Source organism: Deltaproteobacteria bacterium, from assembly GCA_022340465.1.
Classification (GTDB): Bacteria; Desulfobacterota; Desulfobacteria; order Desulfobacterales; family B30-G6; genus JAJDNW01.
On the sequence record JAJDNW010000052.1, the window covers coordinates 1 to 5984 of the forward strand.

At 53.4% G+C, this 5984-nt stretch carries 8 protein-coding genes and 1 pseudogene; all 9 read right to left on the reverse strand.

Features of this window, described 5'->3' with window-relative positions:
* Positions 1 to 210 (reverse strand): hypothetical protein (locus LJE94_08305; GenBank protein MCG6910110.1); only part of this gene is annotated, 210 nt, incomplete at its 3' end.
* A gap of 52 nt (positions 211 to 262) precedes the next feature.
* Positions 263 to 1870 (reverse strand): glycogen/starch synthase, encoded by a 1608-nt coding sequence (locus LJE94_08310; protein ID MCG6910111.1) that lies wholly within the window; start codon positions 1868 to 1870, stop codon positions 263 to 265.
* Between the two features lie 61 nt (positions 1871 to 1931).
* A complete protein-coding gene (locus LJE94_08315; GenBank protein MCG6910112.1) occupies positions 1932 to 2240 on the reverse strand; it encodes an isoamylase early set domain-containing protein in 309 nt (102 codons plus the stop codon).
* Positions 2241 to 2474: 234 nt separating this feature from the next.
* The gene (locus LJE94_08320; GenBank protein MCG6910113.1) at positions 2475 to 3152 is read right to left on the reverse strand and encodes a response regulator transcription factor; all 678 of its coding nucleotides are present in this window, start codon (positions 3150 to 3152) and stop codon (positions 2475 to 2477) included.
* A 205-nt stretch (positions 3153 to 3357) separates the two neighbouring features.
* Complete coding sequence (locus LJE94_08325) at positions 3358 to 3588, reverse strand: hypothetical protein (protein ID MCG6910114.1); 231 nt, start codon at positions 3586 to 3588, stop codon at positions 3358 to 3360.
* Positions 3589 to 3751: 163 nt separating this feature from the next.
* Entirely contained in the window at positions 3752 to 4489 is a 738-nt protein-coding gene (locus tag LJE94_08330) for a sulfite exporter TauE/SafE family protein (GenBank protein ID MCG6910115.1), read from the reverse strand.
* A 19-nt stretch (positions 4490 to 4508) separates the two neighbouring features.
* Positions 4509 to 5282 carry a type I 3-dehydroquinate dehydratase gene (aroD, locus tag LJE94_08335; GenBank protein MCG6910116.1) on the reverse strand — a complete coding sequence of 258 codons (774 nt, stop codon included), beginning with the start codon at positions 5280 to 5282 and terminating at the stop codon, positions 4509 to 4511.
* Positions 5279 to 5611 (reverse strand): annotated as a pseudogene (locus LJE94_08340) (FAD-binding protein). Before LJE94_08340 ends, aroD begins: the two are co-directional and overlap by 4 nt.
* Before the next feature lie 79 nt (positions 5612 to 5690).
* Positions 5691 to 5984 (reverse strand): ABC transporter ATP-binding protein (locus tag LJE94_08345; GenBank protein ID MCG6910117.1); only part of this gene is annotated, 294 nt, incomplete at its 5' end.

The window sequence follows — 5984 nt, forward strand, 5'->3', positions numbered from 1 at the left end:
CGTTGAAAATGAATATACGTCTGTTTCTGAAAATTTGTTGGTGCACACGACACTGCCGACCAAAAGTGACTGCAGTTCCGACAACAGCGGGCAATCCTTCGAGCACTCAGGGAGCTGCCATTTTCGGTCGCAATCTTTGCAGGGGCTCTTGGCGATATACCCCCTGTCAAATTCCAATATGGTTCTATCGACATCTTTTTTTGCATCCATGACAGCCTCCTCCTTTTTCAGGACATTCCGTAAATCCCGGTGTTGTGTGGGGTCAAGCCGCTCTCTGCGCCATATCATCCCGTTTGGAAGCCATGCCTTGGCTGCCGTCATGCCTGAACTTTCGCTGCAGCATGGATTCATAAAGAGCGATATATTGCGCAATGGTCTCGGAATAGTTGTATCGATCGACACTTTCAGTCATGATCCGTTCGAGTTGTAACGCTTTGAGATCCATGGGTTTCCGGTGGAACGCCATGCATTGTTCCAAGACCCACAGAATTCCGCCTGCGTCCAGATTGTTAAAAACGAACCCGTTGCCCTGGTTTTGGCTGCAATCCATGTGAGAGATCGTGCTTTGAATTGCCGTCGTATGGTAGACGACGGGCAGTGCCCCGTATCGCTGGCCGATCTTACAGGGCAATCCACAGGGATCGTTTGCAACCGGCAGCAAAACGAAATCCGCCGCCGCATAGGCCAGTCGGCGCAACCGTGCATCGAAGTCCGTGACAGCGACATGATCGCCGGCATGCATAGCGTTCACCAGGTCTCGTAAACCCTGCTGAAAATCTCCATCGGCAATAAAAACGATCTGCGGGTTGAAGGTTGCAAAACGCTCGAGCAAGGTTGGCAGCGTCTCGACTATCAAACGGCACCCGGCGCGGATTTTGTCCAGGCGTGTCGGCCAGAAAAACAACGGGGCCCTGGAGTCAAGAGGCAGGCTGAGCCGCTCCTGGAGATGCAGCTTGTTGAACGTTTTGCCGGCATGCTGATCTTTGGGTGTGTATCGCCGAAACAGGAACCTGTCGTTGGCCGGATTGTAAGAAGGGTCGGGTCCGTGGTCGATGGCGGATAGACAGCCCGATTCGGATTTGTGCCAAAGCTCCCGCCTCAAGGCCGGCTCGATGCCTGGCAGGTCTTCTTTTAAAAGCCGTTGACAGAAAGTCGTGCTGACCGTGTTGACAAAATGGGCTGCAAAAATGGCGCTCATCAGGAAGTCCACCGGATTTGACTCGCGTGTCTCCTCATAGCTGCCGGGCATCTGTGTGAAGTAGCAGTTCTGCCAGAACGAGGCGGCATCGATACCCTGTTCTTCGACAGCCGCCAGGGTCACTTTGGCCGAAGCCATGTTGTAAAGGGTAAACAGGCAGGGAATTTCGAACTGACGCGTCATAGCGGGAATCAGACCGGTCATCCAGTCGAAGCAGTGTATCAGATCCGGCTGAACTTCCGGGATGATCCTGTTGATGACTTCCCGTTGAAATGCCAGGGATATTTTGACGTTCTCCCAGATGGGAAGACCGGACAGCTTCGGCTGGTAGAAAAAAGATCGGTCCCTGGCCAGGTGGACGGATGACGTCGGCAGTCGTTCATACCGGCGGTGGCCCTCGACGCTGCCGCTTGAAATCGTATTTTTCTGAAAGGCATTGCGGTAATAAGGTACGGCCACATGGACATCCATCTGCAAGTCGTTCAGCGAGTGAACGAGACAGGCGGATATGTCGGCCAGTCCGCCCGCACGGGCACCGGTCACCTGCAAAGATTTGTCTTCGGTCCGGGGCAGAAAAGTCACTTCAGGGGTTACCAGGAGAATTTTAAAGCCCTTGTAATGCCCCACGTCCATTGTTGCCCTCTTGAACACCTGGATGAAATCGATGGGCAATGCCGCTCGCGGCCGTCACGGCTGACTCAGAATCGGCGATGGCCGCTTGTCTCGATTTCGGTTAAACAACGATCACGGAGTTATGGCTGTCCCCGAACGGTGTCGGGACAGATCTGTCCGCTTTGGGTTCGTTTTCCCAGTGCTTTTGATCCAAAAGATAGCGAAACTGGTATTCCCGGCCTTTCTGCAACTCCAGCGCAGTGGAAAAACCGCCTGTTTTCAGGGGTTTCATCGGGTTGGCCGAAATCGACCATTCGTTGAATTCGCCTACGACGTGCGCTTCTTTAGCGGAATTTTCAGCGCCGTTATCGATGGTAAACGTTACCTTGCAAGTCGGTTTGCTTTTGAAATATTTCTTGTTGACGGACATCCCGCTTTCCTCCTTTTAAAAATATTTTTGGTTCGCCCTGTTAAGCGCCGTGGGTGTGGTCGAAATGAGGCTTACGCATAATTACCCAATAAATTTATAGGGTGTGTAAATAACGATGTCCATAGGGCGTCGGCTTCATTTTCATGGGAAAACATCCCTTGGGAAGGGATTTCTTGCCTTGCAGCGGGGGATACCGGAATCGTCGAATCTACCTTGGCGTTGCAACCGTGGGGTCTATTGCCGCCAGAGATCCAAATCGATGAGGCCGATCTTGGCGGCATACCGTATCAGTTCGTGCGTGCTGTGAATATCGAGCTTTTTCATGATACTGGATCGGTGGTTTTTGACGGTTTTAGGGCTGATAAAAAGCATCTCTGCGATTTGATCACCGTGCAGGCCTTCGGCCATCAAGGCCAGCAGTTGCTGCTCGCGTTCGGTGAGCGCATCGTAATTGCCGTTTTTTATGTGAGCGGGTTGGGCTGGAAAGTGAACCAGTTTTTCAATCACCCTGCCCGAAAGGGCGCTGTCTATATAATAATCATCCGCCAGTACGCTCTGAATGGCGTGAATCAGCTTTTCAGGAGCCGACTCTTTGACGACATAACCCTTTGCCCCCGCCTGGAAAGCTTTAACAATGAAATCCGTCTTGGAATGCATGCTGATGATGATCACTTGCGTTTTTTTGCGGGAGTCCCGGATCAGACGGGTAATTTCGATGCCGCTCTGATCGGGCAGGGATATGTCCATCAGCACGACATCCGGTGTCAGGTCGTTTATCATCTGCAGTGCCCTGGCACCGTTTTCCGCTTCCCCGACCACTTCATATTTCGGATTGGTGCCGATTACGGTTTTCAACCCCTCTCTCACCAGGGGATGGTCGTCGACAATCAATATTCTTTGTTTTTGCGGCATGTTATTTATTCTGCGAACACAAATTTCTCATTTTATACATCAGCCTTGATGCAAGGTCCATAGACCATCGATATCATTTTGCCGGGACAATGTCCCGGCGGACTGAGATTAGGCCGATATTTTTCTTTTTTTCGCTCCCCATGCCAATTGGCAATAGGTGTTTCTATTAAAATCTTGGTACCCAGCCCCGGTGCCGATTCAATGTTCATGAAACCTTCAGAAGATTGATCCGTTCCTGCATGCTTCGCAGCCCCAGCTTTTTCTCTTTGGTGAGAGTCGCCAGGCGTTGTTGCACATCGAAGCCTTTGCCGTCGTCCCGGATCCCCAACAGAATGTTTGTTCCGGAAACGACAATGGCCGCCGAATAGGCCTCTTCACCGGTGGAGCACCCCGGAACCCACACCCGCAAGGAATCACCCTCGGCCTTATTTTCCAGTTACTGCGGCATTACCTTTTGTCGCAGTACATCAAATGTGCCGGGGTCTCTGAAAAAAAAACAAGAAACAACGCGGATTCAAAAAAAAACAAATACTGTCCAGGGGGAAATGGCATCAACGGCTTAATTTCCGTCTATCAACCCCAGCGTTGCAACCGTAGGGTTAAATAACAGCCTGGAGAAATGATGCGATGGACAATACAATCAAAAGCGCCATGACACGACGGCGAAACACTTCCGGATCTGTTTTGAAAAACGATCGGCTTCCGAGGGTCAGGCCGACAACCAGCGGGATGAGCAACATACCCGTCAGCTTGAGTCCCTTTATCGTCATGAGGCCCTGTGTCGCACATATAACGGCAGCGAACAAGTCCGTTGCCAGAAAAAAGGCGATCAAAGATGCCCGGGCACGTTGAAGATCGTTTTTTGCCGAATAATAATAAAGCACCACCGGCGGCCCGCCGATGGTGGCCCCGCCGTTCAAAATACCCGATATCAGGCCCACACCGCCGGTCGTCACGCGACTGACATTGCCACCGATTCTGAACCCCCGCCACACGGCGACGACCAGCAGGATTACGGCAACCGCAATTATCGCCTGCATGGGCTTCGGTGGAATCCGGGTAAGCGCGAAAACGCCGATCGGTGTGCCGATTAGAACGCCGAACAGGAGCCACCCGATCGAAATCCAGTCGACATGTCGCCAGACCTGCGGCAGAAGCCAGGTACTGGCCGCGACTTCCCACAGCAGAATCATGGGAACGATTTCCGCAGGAGACAGCACAAAGGAGAGGCTGATCATCACAATCATCGAAAAGCCGAATCCGCTGAAGCCTCGGACAAAACCCGCAAACAACACGGCCATGGCCACATAAAACAAGCTTGGATAGTTGAGAAGCATTAAGCGCCCGTCCCTTATTTCAGTGATACAAAACGGCCATCGCCTTTCTGAGATCTTCGATCGGGATCTGCCCCGGTGCGGAGGATTCCTTGCCGACGGCGAACGTGATGTCCGACCCGAACAAGCCGCCCGCCACGCGGGTGACACCGCCTTCTGGCCCCATGGACATGGTCACGATGGGAACGTTGACCGCGCCGGTTCTTGCCTCGTATGTGGCGGAAAGCAAGACCAGGACATCGGCGTAATTTTTTGGCGTGACGGCCACTTTGGCGATATCGGCCCCCGCATCCTGTGCCTGCAGCAGTTTGTCATGGATAACGCCCGCTTCAGGTGTATCCGTAAAATTGTGATAGGAAAGAACCAGTTTGGAGCCGTTTTCCCTGGCCGTCTGTTTGACGGATTCGATGAATGCCGGTTCGTTGCACAGTTCGATGTCGACAATGTCGAGGCCGCCGGACGCGATAGCCGCGGTCACCAGTTCCAAACGCACTTTTTGGGGCAAGGCCTGCAACCCGCCTTCCGCATGGATCCGGCAGGTAAAAATAAGCGGTATGTTACCTATGGCGGCCTGCAGTTCTTTCAAGGCCGCAAGGCAGACGCTCACGTTCGAAACAGCGGCGAAGCCGTCAATACGCCATTCAAGCAGATCGGGGGCGAGTCGTTTCAATGACTCGGTTTGTTCCAAAAGTTCGGATGTCTCTCTGGCCACCAGCGGCAGGCAGACCAGGGGCTTCGGTCCGCCGATGACTTTATCTTTTACCGTTACCTTTATTTCACTTTGAAGCCTCATCATTGCCCCGATTCCAATCGAGTTGGCTCACCTATCCTTTCGGTCAGCAGGGGAACGATTTGAAACACGTCGCCGATAATGGAGATGATGTATTTCGATTGCGATATTCCCGCCATATGCTGAATAGATCCTGAAATTCCGCAGGCGATATATAAATCCGGTTTTACGTTTTTCCCGGCCTGGCCGACCTGGTGTTCCGACCCAATCCAGCCGGCCTCCACGGCAGCTCGTGTGGCCCCTACTTCTCCCCCCCGGTGCGCCGACAGGGCACTCGGGATCTCAACCCCCTTCCGGCCGTTCATCCCGTAGCCCCCGGCGCCGATGGAAAGCTTTCCGCCGGTTGCATTCATATTGCGTTCTTCACTCCTGTTACCATTGTGATCGACCAAAAGTAGATATACGTTTCGACCCTTACGCGTCGGGCGGCTGGTCCGGATGCATGTAACGCTCCGGCACGAGCGTCACTCTCGGAAAATCGCCGAGGGGGCTGTCATCGACCAGAAGCTTGCAGCCGTAGGCTTCCTCCAGGGTAGCGTAAGTCATGACGTCCCCCGGCGGCCCCATCTTGAGCATGCGCCCGGCCTTGAGCAAAAGAACCCGGCTGGCATACATGGCCGCCAGATTCACGTCGTGAGACACCATGACCACGGTGGTGCCCTGCTCGACGCGCAGCCGCTCCATCAGGTCCATGATACGCACCTGGTG

Coding starts and splice junctions, on each gene's coding strand:
- aroD (MCG6910116.1), bottom strand. CDS start 5,282: ATGATGAGGCTTCAAAGTGAAATAAAGGTAACGGTAAAAGATAAAGTC.
- LJE94_08320 (MCG6910113.1), bottom strand. CDS start 3,152: ATGCCGCAAAAACAAAGAATATTGATTGTCGACGACCATCCCCTGGTG.
- LJE94_08315 (MCG6910112.1), bottom strand. CDS start 2,240: ATGTCCGTCAACAAGAAATATTTCAAAAGCAAACCGACTTGCAAGGTA.
- LJE94_08330 (MCG6910115.1), bottom strand. CDS start 4,489: ATGCTTCTCAACTATCCAAGCTTGTTTTATGTGGCCATGGCCGTGTTG.